This is a genomic window from Psychroflexus curvus, assembly GCF_020164585.1.
Taxonomy (GTDB): domain Bacteria; phylum Bacteroidota; class Bacteroidia; order Flavobacteriales; family Flavobacteriaceae; genus Psychroflexus; species Psychroflexus curvus.
This window is the reverse complement of sequence record NZ_JAIQZF010000009.1, coordinates 45,062-63,267: the sequence shown is the minus strand read 5'-3', so window position 1 is coordinate 63,267 and position 18,206 is coordinate 45,062. Positions and strand designations below refer to the sequence as shown.

14 protein-coding genes and 2 tRNA genes are annotated in these 18,206 nt (G+C 38.6%); 12 read left to right on the top strand and 4 right to left on the bottom strand.

Features of this window, described 5'->3' with window-relative positions; all coding sequences use genetic code 11:
- Window positions 1–10: 10 nt before the first annotated feature.
- Window positions 11–802 (bottom strand): PhzF family phenazine biosynthesis protein, encoded by a 792-nt coding sequence (locus LB450_RS12835; protein ID WP_224489565.1) that lies wholly within the window; start codon window positions 800–802, stop codon window positions 11–13.
- A 721-nt stretch (window positions 803–1,523) separates the two neighbouring features.
- Here LB450_RS12835 and LB450_RS12830 point away from each other — a divergent pair.
- The 11 genes from LB450_RS12830 (at window position 1,524) to LB450_RS12780 (ending at window position 13,229) form a co-directional block, all read left to right on the top strand.
- Window positions 1,524–1,886: a BlaI/MecI/CopY family transcriptional regulator gene (locus LB450_RS12830; RefSeq protein WP_224489558.1), complete on the top strand. Its 363-nt coding sequence runs from the start codon at window positions 1,524–1,526 to the stop codon at window positions 1,884–1,886.
- Window positions 1,886–3,280 carry a M56 family metallopeptidase gene (locus LB450_RS12825; RefSeq protein ID WP_224489551.1) on the top strand — a complete coding sequence of 465 codons (1,395 nt, stop codon included), beginning with the start codon at window positions 1,886–1,888 and terminating at the stop codon, window positions 3,278–3,280. The genes LB450_RS12830 and LB450_RS12825 overlap by 1 nt, the downstream gene beginning before the upstream one ends.
- A 33-nt stretch (window positions 3,281–3,313) precedes the next feature.
- Window positions 3,314–3,502: an energy transducer TonB gene (locus LB450_RS12820; RefSeq protein ID WP_224489550.1), complete on the top strand. Its 189-nt coding sequence runs from the start codon at window positions 3,314–3,316 to the stop codon at window positions 3,500–3,502.
- A gap of 275 nt (window positions 3,503–3,777) precedes the next feature.
- On the top strand, window positions 3,778–4,383 hold the full coding sequence (locus LB450_RS12815; protein ID WP_224489548.1) for a TetR/AcrR family transcriptional regulator: 606 nt from the start codon (window positions 3,778–3,780) through the stop codon (window positions 4,381–4,383).
- Window positions 4,380–5,747 carry a TolC family protein gene (locus tag LB450_RS12810; RefSeq protein WP_224489546.1) on the top strand — a complete coding sequence of 456 codons (1,368 nt, stop codon included), beginning with the start codon at window positions 4,380–4,382 and terminating at the stop codon, window positions 5,745–5,747. The genes LB450_RS12815 and LB450_RS12810 overlap by 4 nt, the downstream gene beginning before the upstream one ends.
- 4 nt (window positions 5,748–5,751) lie before the next feature.
- Window positions 5,752–6,930, top strand: a complete 1,179-nt coding sequence (locus tag LB450_RS12805) for an efflux RND transporter periplasmic adaptor subunit (RefSeq protein ID WP_224489538.1) — start codon at window positions 5,752–5,754, stop codon at window positions 6,928–6,930.
- Window positions 6,930–10,394 carry an efflux RND transporter permease subunit gene (locus LB450_RS12800; protein ID WP_224489536.1) on the top strand — a complete coding sequence of 1,155 codons (3,465 nt, stop codon included), beginning with the start codon at window positions 6,930–6,932 and terminating at the stop codon, window positions 10,392–10,394. The genes LB450_RS12805 and LB450_RS12800 overlap by 1 nt, the downstream gene beginning before the upstream one ends.
- 53 nt (window positions 10,395–10,447) lie before the next feature.
- Window positions 10,448–10,744 carry a thioredoxin family protein gene (locus LB450_RS12795; RefSeq protein ID WP_224489534.1) on the top strand — a complete coding sequence of 99 codons (297 nt, stop codon included), beginning with the start codon at window positions 10,448–10,450 and terminating at the stop codon, window positions 10,742–10,744.
- A 102-nt stretch (window positions 10,745–10,846) separates the two neighbouring features.
- Window positions 10,847–10,930: transfer RNA gene (locus LB450_RS12790), tRNA-Ser, on the top strand.
- Window positions 10,931–11,091: 161 nt separating this feature from the next.
- Window positions 11,092–11,169: transfer RNA gene (locus LB450_RS12785), tRNA-Pro, on the top strand.
- An 872-nt stretch (window positions 11,170–12,041) separates the two neighbouring features.
- Window positions 12,042–13,229 (top strand): hypothetical protein, encoded by a 1,188-nt coding sequence (locus tag LB450_RS12780; protein WP_224489532.1) that lies wholly within the window; start codon window positions 12,042–12,044, stop codon window positions 13,227–13,229.
- A 113-nt stretch (window positions 13,230–13,342) separates the two neighbouring features.
- Here the strand turns inward: LB450_RS12780 and LB450_RS12775 are convergent, their stop codons facing one another.
- From LB450_RS12775 to LB450_RS12765, 3 genes are all read right to left on the bottom strand, one after another.
- A complete protein-coding gene (locus tag LB450_RS12775) occupies window positions 13,343–13,984 on the bottom strand; it encodes a hypothetical protein (protein WP_224489530.1) in 642 nt (213 codons plus the stop codon).
- Between the two features lie 89 nt (window positions 13,985–14,073).
- Window positions 14,074–16,563 (bottom strand): zinc-dependent metalloprotease, encoded by a 2,490-nt coding sequence (locus LB450_RS12770; protein ID WP_224489528.1) that lies wholly within the window; start codon window positions 16,561–16,563, stop codon window positions 14,074–14,076.
- Window positions 16,564–16,925: 362 nt separating this feature from the next.
- Window positions 16,926–17,111 (bottom strand): YgaP family membrane protein, encoded by a 186-nt coding sequence (locus LB450_RS12765; RefSeq protein WP_224489526.1) that lies wholly within the window; start codon window positions 17,109–17,111, stop codon window positions 16,926–16,928.
- A 157-nt stretch (window positions 17,112–17,268) separates the two neighbouring features.
- On the opposite strand from LB450_RS12765, the gene LB450_RS12760 reads away from it, so the two are divergent.
- Complete coding sequence (locus LB450_RS12760) at window positions 17,269–17,907, top strand: porin family protein (RefSeq protein WP_224489511.1); 639 nt, start codon at window positions 17,269–17,271, stop codon at window positions 17,905–17,907.
- The last annotated feature ends 299 nt before the right edge of the window (window positions 17,908–18,206 follow it).

Genomic DNA, 18,206 nt, shown 5'->3' with positions numbered 1-18,206 from the left:
ATTTAAATCTTTACAAATAAAACTCAGCCTTAAACACGGTTTTAGCCTGACCTAAGATGTAGACGCTATCGTTTTTCATCTCTAGCCTCAGCTGACCTTTTCGTTCCGAAATTTGTTCTGACTTTAAAGAGGTTTTGCCTAAAACCTCAGCCCAGTACACCCCAAGCGCACAATGCGCAGAACCCGTTACAGGATCTTCCAAAATATTAAGATTAGGTACAAAACATCTACACACGATATCTCTTTCTTCTGAGGTTGATTTTGCTGTAAAAATGCTTTGTCCCAGACTTAAACTTTGAAGCAGCCTGGCATCGGGCTTGAAATTGACCAGTTCTTCTTCAGATTCTAAAACCAGCATGGTCCAGTCGTTGGTCACTTCAAAAGCCCTATTTACTTGAATACCGAGAGCTTCAGACCAGTTGGAGGTTGAAATCGGATCCAATATATATTCCGGGAATTTCATCTGATAGCCATCCGGAGTAAAACTGATTTCCAATTGATCTTTGGGAGCCTGAAACACAATGGATTCTGATTTTGAAACTAAATCTAATTCATATAAAATGTGAGCCGCCGATAAAGTCGCGTGTCCGCAAAGCGGTACTTCCGCTTTGGGTGTAAAAAAACGAATGTCGAAGTGATTTTCCTTTGGTAACACAAAAGCCACCTCCGACACATTCATTTCCTTTACGATATTCAGCATCAGCTTCTCTTCCAGAAACTCATTTTCCAGTAACATCACTCCTGCCGGATTGCCTTTGAACAGCTCATCGGTAAACGCATCAACCTGATAAATAATAGCCATACTTTGTTTTTATTTTAAACTATAATTGCTTCTTGAAAATTGTCAAATCGAGCGCAGTCGAGATTCTTATCAATCTTTTGACTGCGCTCAAGAAGACAAAAAACACGATTTCTAATCTGAAATTTCTTATTGGATACATAATAACACTTATCCAATCTCTTTTTGACACAAACCTAATGATTTTTTTAAAATGTAAATGTTTATCTACCGAGCTTGTCATTCTGCCTGTCCGCCTTAGGCGTGGAAACTAGCGCAGTGAAGAATCTCATTGTCGAAAAGCATTAAAGCATAACATGACACAGAGATTCCTCCTATCGTCGGAATGACAAGCAACACTGTCATTCAGAAGGAGACTAAAGTCGACTGATGAATCTCATTGTCGAAAAGCATTAAAGCATAACATGACACAGAGATTCCTCCTATCGTCGGAATGACAAGCAACACTGTCATTCAGAAGGAGACTAAAGTCGACTGATGAATCTCAACTGTCGAAAAGCATTGAAGAAATCGATATAAAAAGATTCCTCGTCGTTTCTCTTTCCTCGGAATGACACTCGGCATAGCCATTCTGCCTGCCAGCCTTAGGCGTGGAATCTAGAGTAGCGAAGTAAAAAATCTACGATATAGATAGTCCGTTAGATTAAAAAGATAAAACTTTAACAACTATTATTGTAGTTAAACTATTATTTTAGTTTAACTTGCCTTTATAAAATTTAAGATCATGAGACAATTAACAAGAGCAGAAGAAGAAGTGATGCAGATTTTATGGCAAAAAGGGATAGCCCGCGTTGCAGAACTTATCGAAGACATGCCTGAGCCTAAGCCCGCTTACAACACCACTTCCACTATCGTAAGAATTCTGGAAGATAAAGGATTTGTGGGTCACGAAAAGGAAGGAAGAGGTTTTAAATATTTTGCGTTGATCGATAAAGACACTTATCAAAAAGCAACGATGAAGAAAATGGTCAATTCCTATTTTGAAGGATCGTTTAAAAATATGGTTTCCTTTTTTGTGAAAGAAAAGAACATGAGCACGAAAGATTTGGAAAGCATTTTAAAAGAACTTGATAAAACCAGGGACTAATGTGGTGGTATCTATTAGATGTTATTCTTTTCCAAACCTGCTTTTTGGGGCTGTATTTGCTCTTCAAAACAGAGACCTTTTACACGCAGAATAGAATTTACCTACTCGTCACTGCCGTGCTTTCCTTCCTCATTCCCCTACTCGATTTCAGCTTTTTGGCTTTCAGTTTTGGGGCTGAAGAAACCAGCAGTCCTGCGGTTGCCCAGCTTCAATCTTATTTTATGATGGGTGAAGAAGTGAATTTAATCGCTTCAGGCGCAAACACTGAGCCCCAGACGAGCACATGGAGTCTGGATGCTATGCTTAAGCTTGTCTATCTTACAGGCATTAGTTTTTTCGCTGTCAAATTCAGTATAGGCTATTGGAAACTGAAGCAAATGACACAGAAAGCCCGTTTCGAACGTTATATCGATGACGTGCCCTGCTACAAACTGGAAGCTTCTGAAAACGCGTTTACCTTTTGGAATTCCATTTTTATTGGCGACAAGATTCCTGAAACCCAGCGAGCAAAAGTCATGGCTCACGAGTTGGAGCACGCCCGCTCCCATCATGCGGTAGACTTATTTTTTACTGAATTTCTACGCCTGTTATGCTGGGTAAGTCCCGCTCACCACTGGCTTAAGCAAGAATTAGTGCTAGTTCACGAGCTCCAGGCCGATGCCGTTGCTGCCAAAGACCTCAACAAACGAGATTACGCGCAAAGCTTGCTCAACCAGGCTTTTGGCACCAGGAATTTCGAATTTTCACATTCATTTTTTAATCATTCACAATTAAAACAAAGACTTATGATGTTACAAAAGAAAAACTCACGTCCACAACATTTATTAAAATATCTGCTGATTTTGCCGCTACTAGGCCTGATGCTGACTTACACCGCTTGTAAGGAAGAAACGCAGGAAGACATCCAGCAACTCACAGAAGAAGCTGAAGCTGAAAAGTTACGAACTCAGTATATCGAAGAACTTAAAGAAGCTGTCGCTAAATATGGGATGTTTTCTGATGATATGCCAGCTAAATTCAGACTAACCACTTATAGAGAAATCAACTCCAAAGAAGACTTTTACAGACGAAATGTGTTTATGATTCTCATGGCTGAAAAGATGGACGAAGAAAGTTCTGATGAAAACAAAATGTCCATGACAGATACAGAGGCATTTCGAAAGCTGAAAACTCAAACTTATGAAGAGTACTTGCAGGAACAAAACAACCCTAAAACTGAAATAACAGAAAGAGAAAAAATCGATAATACAGGTAGCGTTCCCTTTTCTGTTATCGAGAACGTGCCTGTCTTTCCAGGCTGTGAAAACTTAGGAACCAATGAAGAGCGTAAAGCATGTATGAGCAAGAAGATTAGCGAATTCGTCAATAAAGATTTTGATATTGGTTTGGCATAAGAGTTAGGTCTCAAAGGAACAAACCGAGTCTATGTGCAATTTAAAATTGATAAGATGGGTAAAGTCGTCAATGTAAGAGCAAGAGCTGCAAAACCTGAACTTGAAGTCGAAGCCAAACGTGTTGTTGGCGAACTTCCTCAAATAAAGCCAGGTGAGCATGAAGGTGAAAAAGTCGGCGTACTTTATTCTTTACCGATTACCTTCCAAATTTCAGGTGAATAAAACTCGGATTTAATTTCATCCTAATTAATAAAGCCAGCTTCAAATAGCTGGCTTTATTTTTTAAAATAGATTTCTTCATCAGAAATCATAATCCGGTATTTTCTCAAGCCCTTTAGCTTCGTTGAAGATAAACTTGAGTAGAAGGGGTATTTGACTAAGTTGATTGAAAAATGGGTTTTGGATTCGGTTTTTAAATAATCCAAAGTTAAATTAAAGTAAAACTTTGGAAACTATTATTGTATTTAAAGTTTCCATGTGTAGTTTTGCGCATTGAAATGAAAGAAGAAATTTTACATAAAGCAGGAGATTTGTTTTTGGAATACGGTTTCAAAAGCGTCACTATGGACCATCTGGCCCAGGAACTCGGCGTGTCCAAAAAAACCATTTACGAGTATTTCAAAAACAAGTCGGACCTGGTGGAGCAGGTCGCCTACTTCATTCGAGACCGCATTCATGCTGAAATTGATTTGGTTCAGTTAAAAAGTCTCGATCCCATCGAAGAAATGATAGAGATTAAGCGCGTGGTGATGAAACGTCTAAAAAACGAAAAAACCTCACCACAGTTTCAGTTTCAGAAATACTATCCCAGGATTTATTCCAAAATGCGAGAGTCTCAAGTTTGTAAAATGGAGGACTGCATTGGCAGAAATATTGAACGAGGCGTTGACGAAGGTTACTATAGAAAAGACATTCATAAAGTCTTCACTTGCAGAATTTACATCGCCGGTATGTTGAACTTGAAAGATGAAGAACTCTTCAAAGACAGCCACCTCACCCCCAAAGAACTTTACGAAGAATTTCTAAAATACCATCTGCGAAGCATCGTAGACACCAAAGGCCACCAACGCCTTATCGAACTTGAAAAACAACTCTTAGAATGAAAAAAATTAGTTTAGGCTTACTCCTATTCACTTTTTTGGGACTATCTGCACAACAGACAGAACCACCCAAAAGTTATGAATTCACGCTTCAGGAGGCGATAGATTTTGCGATTGACAGCAGTTATGCCACCATCAATGCCAGACGTGATGTCGCTATTGCGCTCAAACAAAAATGGGAAACCACGGCCGACGGTTTGCCACAAATAGATGGTGCGCTTAATTATGAATACAATCCCATTATAAGGCAAACACCACTTCCTGGGGAGATAGTTGGCGGCGAACCCGGAACTTTTGTGCCAGTTCAGTTCTCTCCAAAACAAAACATGAATGCTTCTGTCACCTTGAATCAGTTGATTTTTGATGGATCTTATATTGTTGCTTTGCAGGCTGCTAAAACCTTTCTTAAGTATTCTGATAATAACGAAACCAGAACCAAGCTTGACGTGAGAAAAGATGTAGTAAGTGCTTATGGCAACGTTTTACTCACGCAAAATTCCATCGGAATCATAGAAAGCAATCTTAAAACCGCTGAGAAAAACGTATACGAAACTCGTAAGATTTATGAAAATGGCTTAGCCGAAGAAGAAGACGTAGAGCAATTGCAGATTACCTTTCAGCAGCTACAGAGTCAGTTGAAAAATGCCAAACGCATGAGAGATATTTCTACAGAAAGCCTCAATATGGTACTGGGATTACCTGTTTCTACGAAAGTGATTTTATTGGAAGATTTAGAAAGCCTGGCCAACAAAGAGGCACTGCAAGCAGAAAACATGACTGATGACCTTCAGGTAGAAAACACCATTCAATTTAAAATCGCCGACAATTTGGTCAAACAGAGGGAGCTGGAAATGAAGCTGGAGAAAAGCAAAGCTTTACCCAGTCTTTCAGCTTTTGCCAATTACGGGCAAACAAGTTTTGGTGATGATTTTGAATTCTTTTCCTCCCGAGCAGAATGGTATGAATTTTCAACCATCGGAGTAAGTCTGAATGTTCCTATTTTCAGTTCGCTCCAGCGCAGTGCAAGGACACAAAAGGCGAAGATTGAGATGAAAAAGGCTGAAACCCAGAAAACTCAGGCTATCAATCAAATTAAACTTCAGCTGAATACGGCTAAGAGCAATTTTGAATTCGCAGTCGATAATTATGATTTAGCCAAGAAAAATTTAGAACTCGCCGAGCGCATAGAATATAAAAACCAGGTGAAGTTTAAAGAAGGTGTGGCCTCTAGTTTTGAACTAAGACAAGCGCAACAGCAATTATACACAGCACAAAACGAACTTTTACAGTCCATGCTGGACATCATCAATTCCAAAGCAGAAATCGAAAAAATCATCAATACTCCATTTACAAATTTTGAAAAATAATCCCATGAAATATCTATCCTATCTCAGCTTGTTATCCCTATTAGTTCTGATGTCTTGTGGACCTGAAGAAAAATCAATTGACGAAGTCCTTGAAAATGGAACCCAGGCTGAAATCGAGCAGAAGCGAAAAACACTGAATACAAGCATGCTTGATCTTAAAAATAAGCTTAAAAAATTAGATGAAAAGCTATCTGAATTTGAGGAAGACTATACCTATGCTCTGGTAGAAGCCATGGAATTAGAGCCCAAAGCATTTAAACATTACATCAAAATACTTGGCGAAGCGACGACTGATGAAAATATTTTAATTTATCCGGAATTCTCCGGAAATCTCAAAGACATCTACATCGACGAAGGCCAGGAAGTCAAAAAAGGAGATGTGCTGGCCAAGATTGACGATGGTGGAGTGTCCAATCAATTAGCAGAATTGAAAGCCCGTCGAGACTTAGCCAAAACCCGCTTTGAAAGACAGAAACGCCTTTGGGATCAGAATATAGGTTCTGAAATTCAGTTTTTAGAAGCTGAAACCGCTTATGAGCAACTCAACAATTCTGTAGAACAAGTGGAAAATCAGCTTAAGAAATCAGTTATTTATGCCCCTTTCAACGGAAAGATTGATGAAATCATCACCGACCGTGGTCAGGTCGTTTCTCCAGGACAAACTCCTATTTTCAGAATTTTGAATTTAGACCAAATGTATGTAAGCGCAAATGTGCCAGAAAATTACGTAGGGAGTATAAAAGTGGGAAGTGAAGCTATTGTTTCTTTTGGAGCAATCGAGAAAAGATTTATAAGTGAAGTGACTCAAGTGTCTAGTAATATTTCACAAAACAACAGAAACTTCAGAGTGAAAGTTGCTATTCCGGACAGCATAGAATTTGTAAAGCCCAATCTCATTGCCACTTTAGAAATAAACAACTACAAAACAAGCGATGCCATTGTCATTCCTGAAGATATTCTCAGAGAAAACGCTCAAGGGCAATCCTTTACCTACGCGCTCACAATGGAAAATGACAGTCTGGGAGTTGCCGACTTTAGAGAGTTGAAACTCGGTAAACGTTATCAGGGTGAAATCGAAGTTTTGGAGGGATTAAATACCTCTGACATTGTAGTCACTGAAGGCGCAAGAACTATAAAGAAAGGAGAAAAAGTAAAAGTTTTAAACTTTCAAAAGAACAATTAATGGCAAAGAAAAACACCTATAAAGAATTTGGTATATCCTCCTGGGCAATAGATAATAAAATGACGGTTTATGTCATTATTGCCATTATTTTATTCGGAGGCATCATGGCTTATTACACTATGCCAAGAGAAGACTTCCCGGAAGTCGTAGAAACCAAAATATACGTTAGTTCGGTTCAGCCCGGGACTTCAGTTGAAGACATTGAAAAATTCATCACAGAACCTTTGGAGGAAGAGTTTAAGAACGTGAAAGGGGTAAGGGAAATCACCTCCTCTACCATGCAGGACTACTCTATGGTCATTGTGGAGTTTGAAGAAGATATAGAAGTTCAAAATGCGAAGCAACTTATTAAAGACAAGGTAGATCTTGTAAAATCTGAAACAACCTGGCCTACGTTAGACAATGGTGCCAAAGTTGAACCCAATGTCTTTGACCTTAATCTTTCAGAAGAACTTCCTATCCTGAATATTAGTTTTACAGGGAATTTCAACAAACAAGATTTAAAAGATTACGCAGAGCATCTTCAGGAAGAAATTGAACTTCTGCCTCAAATTAAAGAAGCTAAAATACGAGGAATAGATGATAAGGAAGTCGAGGTAGCCGTAGACATTTACAAGATGTCTGCCATGCAGGTAAGTTTCAATGATATTATAACAGCCATCAGAAATGAAAATAAAAATATCTCTGGCGGAAGTATCGTGTCTAAGGGCATTGAAAAAACGATAAGGGTTTTAGGGGAAATTGAGTCTCCAGATGAACTCAACAACATCGTCATCAAAAACGACGGGGGCGAAATCTATCTAAAAGATGTAGCAGATATAAATTTCCACACCAAAGACCCTACCACCTTCGCCAGGGATTATGGGGACCCCGTAGTCATGCTCGACATCAAAAAAAGAGCGGGGAAAAACATGATTGAAGCGGTTGAAGAAATCAAAACTATTGTGGAAAAGGAAAGAAAATCCTACTATCCAGATACTTTGAATATAGGTCTTTCCAACGATCAATCCATCAAAACGGAGAACCAGGTCAATGACTTAGTCAACAATATTATCTTCGGTGTTCTTCTTGTTATTATCGTATTGATGTTCTTTCTGGGACTTAGAAACGCCCTGTTTGTAGGGGTTGCCATTCCTATGTCTATGTTATTGTCACTCATTATTCTTTCCAGTCTAGGGTTTACACTAAACACCATGGTACTTTTTGGATTGGTGATGGGACTCGGCATGCTGGTAGATAATGGTATTGTGGTGGTAGAAAACGTATATTCCCTGATGGATCAGGGCATGAGCAGAACGGCAGCTGCAAAGCAGGGTATTGGAGAAATCGCCTGGCCCATTATCGCTTCTACAGCAACCACTTTAGCGGCTTTTTTCCCTCTGGGATTGTGGCCAGGAACCATTGGTAAGTTTATGATTTATTTCCCCATTACCTTATCTGTGGTTTTAGGTTCTTCTCTTTTTGTTGCTTTGATTATCAACGCCATGTTGACTTCTAAATTTATGAAAGTTGAAGAAAAGAAACTAAAGGACAAACAGGTGATTCGCTGGAGCCTGATTTTACTTATTGTAGGTATTTCATCACTGGTCGCTGGATTTATTCTCGATATTGGAGTTTTAAGAGGTGTGGGGAACCTGGCTATTTTAGCGTCGATTTTGCTTTGGGTTTATAAGCTGTTTCTCCTGAAAGCCATTTACTTTTTTCAATTCAGATCGCTTAAGAGGTTAGAAAATTTCTACGAGAAGTCCTTAAAATACGCCCTTCATAAGAGGAATGCGTATCTGTTCTTCTTCGGAACTCTAGGAATTTTGGCCTTATCATTTGTTGTGGTGTCTATAGTTCAACCTAAAGTCTTGTTCTTTCCCGAAAATCAGCCCAATCAAATCATGGCCTATATAGAATATCCGGAGGGCACTAATATTCACAAAACCAATGCCCTGACCAAAAAGGTGGAACAGCGCATTTTTGAAGTCATAAAAAAATACGAGGATGAAGATGGGTACAACTTCATGGTAGAATCTGCCATTTCTCAGGTAGGTAAAGGCGCTGGAAACCCAATGAACAGCGCTGGTCAGGTCAATGATATGCCCAATCGAGGTAAGGTCACTTTATCTATGCGAGAATTTAAACTGAGGAGGAATGTAAAAAGCAGCAAGGTGTTGAAGGAGGTTCGTAATGCCGTCAAAGGGTTTCCCGGAGTTTCCATTATTGTAGAAAAAGACCAGGCTGGGCCACCTTCAGGATACCCTATCAATATAGAACTAAAAGGTGAAGACTACAATCTTATGCTGGCAGAAGCTAAGCGCATGAGTGAATTCATCAACGAAACAGGAATAGAAGGCATTGAAGAATTGAAAATAGACGTCAACAAATCCAAGCCAGAATTGGACGTGCTGGTAGATAAAGCAAAAGCTGGAAAACTAGGTGTTTCTTCTGCTCAGGTAGGACAGGTCATCAGAAGGTCTGTGTTTGGAGAAGAGGCTTCAACCTATAAAGCCAATGAGGAAGACTATCAAATCAATGTTAGATTTAATGAAGAATTGAGGTATGATGAAAATGCCATTTTCAATCAGCCCGTCACCTTTAGAAACACCAAAGGCCAGATTATCCAAGTGCCTATTTCAGCATTAGTAGAAACCAAACCAGCATCAACATTTTCTGCTATCAAAAGAAAAGACCTGAAGCGTGTGATCACCATATATTCCAACGTACTTGGCGGTTACAACGGCAATGAAATCGTAGGTCAGCTGCAACAGGAGCTGAAATATTTTGATTTGGAAGAAAGTATCGGTTATAAATTTACGGGGGAACAGGAAAAACAGGAAGAAAATTTAAACTTCTTAATCAAAGCCCTTTTACTTGCTGTTGGGGGAATCCTGTTAATACTTGTAGCTCAGTTCAATTCTATTTCAAAGCCTATCATCATTTTAATGGCCGTGGTCTTAAGTTTGGGGGGCGTCTTTTTTGGTTTGAGTATTTTTCAAATGGATTTTGTAATCATCATGACGATGATGGGGATTATATCTTTGGCAGGAATTGTGGTTAATAACGCTATTGTGCTTGTAGATTATACCCAGATTTTAATCGATCGCAGAAAAGAAAAACTGGACATAGAAGATGACAAGATGCTGACTAAACATCAGTATTTTGAAGAAATTGTTGCTGGGGGAAAATCTCGTTTGCGCCCGGTTCTACTTACAGCAATAACAACCGTTTTGGGTTTGATTCCGTTGGCCGTTGGATTAAATGTTGATTTTTTCGAACTTTTCATAAACTATGCGCCCGACATTTATATAGGGGGAGACAATGTCATCTTCTGGGGGCCACTGGCATGGACTGTTATCTTTGGGTTAATTTTCGCGACCTTCTTAACCTTAATTATTGTTCCAGTTATGTTCTATTTGGTGACTCGTGCTAAATTAAAGTTTAGAAAACAAGCCGAACCGGCAAGTGCTACTTCATAAAATATTTGGTAAATGACATATTTTGGATTAATTTTAGATAAATTCAATAACAGATGACCAAATTTGGTGAACTCATTGATGAGCAAAAACCGATTTTGCTCAATTTCTTTGCAGAGTGGAGCGAGGATTGTGAAAATATTCACGATCAGCTTAAAGATGTAAGTGCAGCTGTGGGAGACAGAGCCAAGCTTATAAAAATTGATGCAGAAAAGAATGCCCAGTTAGTTGAGGCTTTGAAGGTCAAAAAACTTCCGACTTACATGCTTTACAAAGCTGGTGAAATGGTGTGGAGACAAAGCGGAAAGCTGGAAGCTAATGACCTTATCATACTTCTGGAAGATAATTCCTAAGTTACTTTAAAGAAACTTGAAAATAATTTGCTTTAACTTTGTCAAAATCAAAAATGGACTTATATTTGCAACCGCTTAAAAGCGCAAGTTCTTAACAACATTGGAGAGGTGGCAGAGTGGTAATGCAGCAGATTGCTAATCTGTCGACGGTCAAACGTCGCCAGGGTTCGAGTCCCTGTCTCTCCGCTGATATATTAGATGAAGCGAGACCCATCTAAACCTATAAAATTCAATCAGCACAGGCCATTTAGAGTGTTGTATCGCATCAAAAGCGACATCAATGACACTGAACTGGTTTCAAGTTTAAAACTTGATTTTGCTTGATTAAAATTAATAAACACACCACTCGGGGTGTAGCGTAGCCCGGTCATCGCGCCTGCTTTGGGAGCAGGAGGTCGCAGGTTCGAATCCTGCCACCCCGACCAAGAAAAGCCAGTAATCTTTTGATTACTGGCTTTTTTATTTATGACATGTTGAAAGTGGTAACTTTCATAAATAAAATAAATTAAAAAGGTATGAGCACCGATAGGTGCTGGCTTTTCCTGAGCAACAACCCTATAATCAGGATCACCGACCAAAGGGAGGTAATCCTGCCACCCCGACCAAGAAAATCCAATCACACAAGTTGTGGTTGGATTTTTTGTTTTAGAGCATCAAATCCAAAGGATTTGAAAGTGATAAAGACAAAAAAGACATACAGGCGATAGCCTGGATTGGATAATCTTGAGCAACACCCCTATAATCAGGATCACCGACCAAAAGGGAGGTAATCCTGCCACCCCGACAAATCCAAGCCTTACACAAACGTGTAGGGCTTTTTTGTTTTAAGGTGGCTTGAGTTTACTCAAAGTCGACTTTAAAACGAAAAAGGTCTAATAGGCGATAGCCTGGATTGGATAATCTTGAGCAACACCCCTATATTCAGGATCACCGACCAAAGGGAGGTCATCCTGAATCTAAAACTTAGCTTACTTCAATCGTTAACTCAAAGTAATTTCAACATATACATGGAAGACGAAGGTTCTTCCGAAGCCTCGGAGCTGCCACCCCGACTTACTTTAAACCACTTGAAAAACTAAGCGTTTTTTTGCTCAACATTCTTAAAAATTGAAGGGCGCAGACTTCTCCACCGGCATTGGAGGTATCAAACCCTTTTTACTTCCTAGTATAGTTGAGATGTTTCCTGCTATTTTTAAACCTTTAATTCTAACTTAAAACATATCACTGATTATCAATACTTTACAATTCGTGGCATAAACTTTGGTTTTAGGTGTATGTAACATTAAAACCCAGTGCCATGAAACGATTTATTTTTTTACTCGCAGGCTTTGTTTTTTTCAGTACATCTGTTTGGGCAAATCATTCAGGTTATGAAAATGACTCAAGGTCCAATAATTGGAACTACAGTCAAAACCAGCCCTTTATTTTTATGGAAAATGGAATAGAATTTTCTGTCTTTCAAGATGGCCAGTTTGATTTTTTTATCCCCGGTTACGGCCCAAATGTATCTGTTGGATTTAACATCGCGAATGTAAATTTTAGTTTCAATTCTGGTTATAATTATAATCCTTACATACAGTATGACGATTATGGGGCTATTATACAGATACAAAATACGCCTGTCTTCTACGACTATTACGGGCGTATACATCAAATAGGAAATATTCTAATCGACTACAATACCTACGGCTTGGTAAGTAGAATTGGAGGTTTACAACTCTTTTATAGAAACAATGCATATTGGAGACAGAGTGGATTTATAAATCATTCGAACAGGAGATATGTGTGGAGACCCTGGCACAGGTATTATGCAGTACCTGCAGCGCAATTTTGTTTAGTGAGTCCTCACCCCTACAGACAATCCTACAGGTCTGTAAGACATACCTACTACAGACCTTATGCCAACAATAGCCGTCATTTTGCTTATAACAGACAGCCGTCTAACTATAGAGCAAAAAGCAATACAAGCAGGGCTCAAAGGTATGTGCAGACCCCAAGAAATAACAGGGAAAGAAGTATAAAGTCAAATGTACAAAGACGCCATAAGGGAGACCAGAAAACGCGAAATTCCAGAATATCGAATAGTAGCAGCTCTACCAGAAGTGAATCCAGATCCATTGCTGAAGAAAAGGTTAGAAGTCGCAGAGATCTTACTTTAAGAGTAAATAAAACAGCTAGGAGAATACATCATACTAACAGGAGAAATCAGATTTCCAGTCGAACGGATAGAAATACAAATAGTAGAGGTATTTCTCAGAACTCCAGAAGAACTGAACAGGCTAGAATCAACAGCAGAAAAACAAATGAGGTTTCTGGAAGATCAATCCATAGAAATACTAAGATGAATAAGAAGGAGAGCAAGAGACATTTGGTTCAACCTAAGCGTTCGTCAAATAACAGAAATGCCTACAAAGCAGAGAGGAGTTCAAGATCCAGAGGAATTCTAAGTCCACGAGGTCGAGAAACCAATAGAGCCAGATTTTAAATTTTGTTTATTTACCCCTTTTCGGATATTCCAAAAAGGGGTTTTTTGATACATGAACTCTGGATGAGACGATGCCTATTGTCTCTGAAAAAGATAGTCAGGAAAAATTACTCCTACTCCTCAACATAGCCTTCCCAACCCCAAGAAGGTTTTGGAGTGTCAATAGGGGATTCTAGATCAAACCCAATTGAAAATTTTACAGGCGAACCAATTCTTCTTAAATTATAAGTGAATAGCTTATCATCAACTGTAATCCACCACAGGTTGGTGGCTGTTCCAGGTAATAAATCCACCGTTTCCTGATCTGCGGGAAACATCGCTATCCCTTCAAGTCCTGTATTGGGTGTCGTACCACCATACATAGTTAATTCATCTTCGCTTCCGTCTTCTTTACGGTGGTCGTGTTTCAATTGAATACCGGCTTTAGTCTTAGTCAATATCCAAGTTCTGGACCTGTTTTCTCCTACATTGAACGGAATATAAATCGTGTCTTTTTTGACATCCAATACATGCATGACTAGTTTTTTCCCTCTAAAATCATCACCTGCCGGAGCTTCTATCACTTCGCCTTGAAACGATTTCCCTTTTAACCGGGAGAGTCTGTTCCAAAACTCTTTATTGATATTTTCTTTCGATATGGATACAGCATCAACTTCAGCTTCAATTTCTGAGGTTTGCTTTTTGTCTTCCTTATCCTCAGGAGTTTGGCAAGCCCAAAGGCTTATGTTAAGAAAGATAATGAATATATATTTCATATTTTTTTTTATAAAAGTAAGTCAATCAAAAATAAAAAAGCCATCCGCCTCAGGCGGATGGCTTTAGTAAAAATGAACTCATTTGAAAATTAGGCGTCAGGATTAAGAATTTTTGCAATTCTTTCCACGCTATCTTCAAGATGATACCTGGTCATGGTATCTCTTGTTCTGTTGATTGCTCTTCTCATATCTGCTTGCAGGATATTCAATTCTGCTCTTACAAGCGGTCTAATATCACTTGTTTCAACATCGATATTACTTCTGCTGATGTAGCTTCTGTATCGAGCGGGGATACTAGATTGTTTTTCTGTCATTAAATGCTGCATTCTGGAAATATAAACTCTCTGAAGATTTCTTCTGCTTCTGCTTATTTCTGAACCAGTTCTTAATTCACTGAAAAGGCCAGCTCTAAGATCTTCCATCATTTCAACAATGGTATAAGCATCTTCATTAAGCTCTTCGTTTTCCATCATTCGGGCAAATCGGCCAAAATCCAATACATTATTTAAAGCTCTTTCCTGGTAAGACTTAATTTTCTCTAAATACCCATCAAATTGGATTTTGTTGAAAATATCCTGATCTATCAACCATTCCGGGGTGTCAAAAAGCTCAGCTTGAAGAAATTCCATTGCTCTTACCTGCTTATCTCTGGGAGCATGTGTGTAAACCGCACCCTCTTGATTATAAGTTTTATAGATTTCATAAACCCCTCCAATATTGGCAGCGACATGTCCCATGTATCTGTTATACTGTCCGTAAACCTGGTTATACAAGTCTTCAAGATCCTCATAATTCTTACCATCCTCTGCAGTCCACTCAATCAAGTTGGGAACAATTCTTTTGAGGTTAGCAATTCCATAAGCGCTTGCTTCCATAGAGTCGTCTCCAAGATCTTCGGTTTGAGAGCTGGGATCGATGACACCTCCAGATTGCTGTTTTCCAAATCTATAAATAGGATTTCCAGCTTTTTCAAGAATCCATTCGTCAAGAATTTGCTTCTCTTCTTCTGGAGTTTTGTCCAAAATAGGTCTGTAACCCCAAGCGATAGAATATTTATCGTAGGGTCCAACGTTTGGCATCAATGACACGTCACCATCTCCAGGTTGTGCGATATAATTGAATCGCGCATAGTCCATGATAGATGGAGCTGTACCGTATTCTTTGGTAAATTCCGGATCTCTTAAATCTTCTACATCATAGGCCACACTACTCCCCATATTATGAGGTAAACCAAGGGTGTGTCCAACTTCGTGAGAAGATACAAAACGAATTAATCGTCCCATCACCTCATCCTTAAACTCTACACCTCTTGCATCTGGGTTGATAGCTGCAGTCTGCACAAAGTACCAGTTACGCAATAAGGTCATCACGTTGTGGTACCAGTTGATATCCGATTCTAAAATTTCTCCAGAACGCGGATCACTCACGTGAGGGCCGTTAGCGTTTGGAATTGGAGAAGCCAAATACCTCACTACAGAATATCTTACATCTTCCGGACTCCAGTCTGGATCTTCTTCCTTTGTTGGAGGATCCATAGCTAAAATGGCGTTCTTAAAACCAGCCGCTTCAAAAGCTACCTGCCAGTCTTCGATACCCTGCTTGATGTATGTTCTCCATTTTTTTGGAGTTGCTCTGTCGATGTAATAAATGATCGGCTCTTTAGGCTCTACCAATTCACCATTTTTGAATTTCTCGATATCTTCGTCTTTAACTTCAAGACGGTATCTGTCCAAATAAGTGATGGTTTCCGATTTTTGATTATCCAGACCATAATCGGTTTGATTGCTTGTAAACCAGCCTACACGTTGATCGAAATAACGTCTTCTCATCGGTACTTTAGGTAAAAGCACCATGGAGTTACTAAACTTTAGAGAAACAGAACCTGTGCTAGAATTAGAGGGTGGATTTCCAGCATTATAGGTTTTGACGTGTCTTATTTCAATGTTTTCTGGGTAACTTCGAATAGTGTCGATATAAGACCGGCTGTCATCTAGACGTGAAATTTTGTAAGATTTTCTTCTTCTACCCTGAAGGCCAATAGCCTCAACATCCTTTTGAAATAAATCTGTAACATCAATAACTGTATTGTTGTTGATCGAGTCTTTTTTATAAGCTTTAACGTCAAAAGAATAAAGAATTGGCTCAAAGTTAGAATTGACAACTGCCTGACTTATTGGTAAAGAATCGGCTGCGGTAATATCATAAGAAACGACTCTCAGGTAAACTTTATCGCCTCTTTTTTGCCAGCGTAAAACTTGTTCGTTTTGTTTTCCTCCGCCAAAACCTAAGCCTTGAGCTGTTTGAGCAATACGAGTCACCATCAACATTTCTCTATTGAAAAGCGAATCTGGAATTTCGAAGAAATAATCCTCTTCTACTTTATGTACCTTGAATAAACCTTCATCTGACTTGGCTTTGTTGGTTATAATTTTACTGTAAGGTTTTATTCCTTTTTTGGATGCCTTTTTAGAGGATTGAGCAGTCGATTTTTCATCATTTTTCCCTTGAAAAATGGAACATGATGACATCGAAACTACCATCCCTGCTACGAACGTGTAGTAAAGTAATTTTTTGAACATATCGAGTTATAGTTTTAAAACAATTGAGACTTATCAATTGCGATTTCAACTAAGACAAAAAAAAGGCTCGATGGTTTAATTGAAAATGAAAAAAGCACCAAAAACACTGAGCTTTTGGTTTTTAAAATACTCTCTGATCAGGAATAGAATAGAAAAATAGGGCAAAAATAGCCAATCAAGAAAGTCAAAATTAACCTTATTTTTATCTGTTAACCTTAAAAAGGCCCTAAAATGGAAAACAATGAAAATTTTAACCAAAAGAGTAAAAGGTGTGTCTGTGCTTTTTTAAAAGAGAGAAAATAAACACTTAGTAGCAATAGAATAATTGGAGGGTGAAGGAGTAACTTTAGCCTCGCTTCAACTTATTTTTTAACACCTATTTTCTTGAGTATATTTTCCAGCAAACACCATTTTGTTAGGGAGGACTGTAACAAATTTACGCCTACGAAGGCAGTAAACCACAACCAGTTGATATTTACATATACCGCCAGCAACAGGCTGATGATTACAAAACTTCCGGCAACACCACGTACAATTCTATTGATCATAATTCTTGTTTTTTAGATTTAAACAGAGGGTACAAATTAAAGCCTTATTCTACATTAGTAGTGTAACAATGGTTACGCAATCAATTTCAAGGTTAAAATTGAATTAAGGAGACTATTAAACCCTTCAAAAAGTCTAATTTTATTAAAAATTTATACAATGAAATTATCTATTATATCACTTTTCGCTTTGTTTATATGTTCCATTTCTTCCTTAAGTGCTCAGCAAGAGTATGTTGAATATGGCTTTAAAGGAGGCATCAATTTAGCTAATGTCAGTGGTGATGTTCCCCCTGGTTATGATTCCAGAACCTCAATGAAAATAGGTGCTTACGGGCTTTATAAAATCTTACCTAAATTTGGTCTCCAAGCTGAGCTGCTTTATTCTGAACAAGGCTTTTCAAACGAATATAATCAGGGAATCAATGAGGCTGAAAAGGTTGAAGAAATCTTGAAAATGCAATATGTCAATCTTCCTGTTCTTGCCAGTTATAATGTTATTGAAAATCTATGGCTGGAAGGTGGAGTCCAATTTGGTTATCTGGTAAGAGCTGAAATGGAGCAAGAAACCGTTACATTAGACCCAATTGGTGAAGTGAATAGCAAAACTGAAACTATAGATCAAAACGATAGATATGAAAGTTTGGACATAGCTTTAGCTGGAGGTTTACGCTATAAACTAAGTCGTAATTTCATGGTTCAGGCAAGGTTTCATCAAAGTCTAAATGATGTCGATAAAAATCTGGAAGGTGACCAGTACCACAGTGTGTATAGCTTTTCTGTGGGGTATGTGTTTTAGCTAATTGATCGCAAGGTTTTGATAGAACTCAGCGATTTCACTTGTAGTACCAGCTCCACCTATGACTAATCTTTGGCCCCAAACCTCAATGGAATCTGTGGGACTTAATTCAACAGAGCTAAATAGTGGACTCACTCGTTAAAGCGGTAAGTCTTTCATGATCGATTTTCACTTTGCTGAAGCAAAATTCACATCTTAGGGTTCAGGCATGAGATTTAATTTTAAGCGAAGTAATTTTTCCATGCACATGTGGTATTTTAAAACTTTACTTATTGAGTAGAATACTACGTCTAACTATT